General features: G+C 65.7%; 1 protein-coding gene. It reads left to right on the top strand.

The window, feature by feature from the left end:
* A partial coding sequence (locus tag IE269_RS42785; protein ID WP_189828777.1) for a potassium-transporting ATPase subunit KdpA occupies window positions 1-891 on the top strand: 891 nt, incomplete at both ends.

Genomic DNA, 891 nt, shown 5'->3' with positions numbered 1-891 from the left:
GGTTTCGCGTCGATCGATCCGGACCAGGCGTTCAACACGGCCGCGTCGTTTGTGGCGAACACGAACTGGCAGTCGTACTCCGGTGAGCAGGCCATGGGCCATGTCGTGCAGACCGGCGGCCTGGCGGTGCAGAACTTCGTCTCCGCTGCTGTGGGTATGGCGGTGGCCGCCGCTCTTGTACGGGGCTTCGCCCGCTCGCGGACGGGTGAACTGGGCAACTTCTGGGCGGACTTGGTGCGCGGCACCGTCCGGATTCTCATCCCGATTTCGGTGATCGGCGCGCTCGTCCTGGTGGCCTGCGGCGCGATTCAGAACTTCTCGGGCATTCATGAGGTCGGCCAGTTCGCGGGTGGGACGCAGCAGTGGAATGGTGGGGCGGTGGCCTCGCAGGAGGTCATCAAGGAGCTGGGCACCAACGGCGGCGGCTATTTCAATGCCAATTCCGCGCACCCCTTTGAGAACCCGGATGCCTTCTCGAACNGGACTTTCGGGCGGATGGTCGGTTCGGTCAAGCAGGGGTACGCGATCCTCGCGACGATGGCGACGATCTGGATCGGTTTCACCGCGCTGATGCTGTGGACGGAGTCCGCGCACCACGGGCCGGCGTTCGACCTGGCCGGGGGTGCGATGGAGGGCAAGGAGACCCGCTTCGGCATCGGCGGCTCCGCGATCTTCTCCGTCGCGACGACCCTGACTTCTACCGGTGCGGTGAACTCCTTCCACTCGTCCAACACCGGGCTCGGTGGTGGTATCAACCTGCTGGGCATGCAGCTCGGGGAGATCGCCCCGGGCGGTGTCGGCTCCGGTCTGTACGGCATGTTGATCATGGCGGTCATCGCGGTGTTCATCGCCGGGCTGATGGTCGGCCGCACTCCGGAGTACCTGGGGAAG

It is taken from the genome of Streptomyces spiroverticillatus (assembly GCA_014650415.1).
GTDB classification, from domain to species: Bacteria; Actinomycetota; Actinomycetes; order Streptomycetales; family Streptomycetaceae; genus Streptomyces; species Streptomyces spiroverticillatus.
The sequence above is the reverse complement of the archived record's forward strand: the minus strand, read 5'-3'. Positions and strand labels throughout refer to the sequence as shown.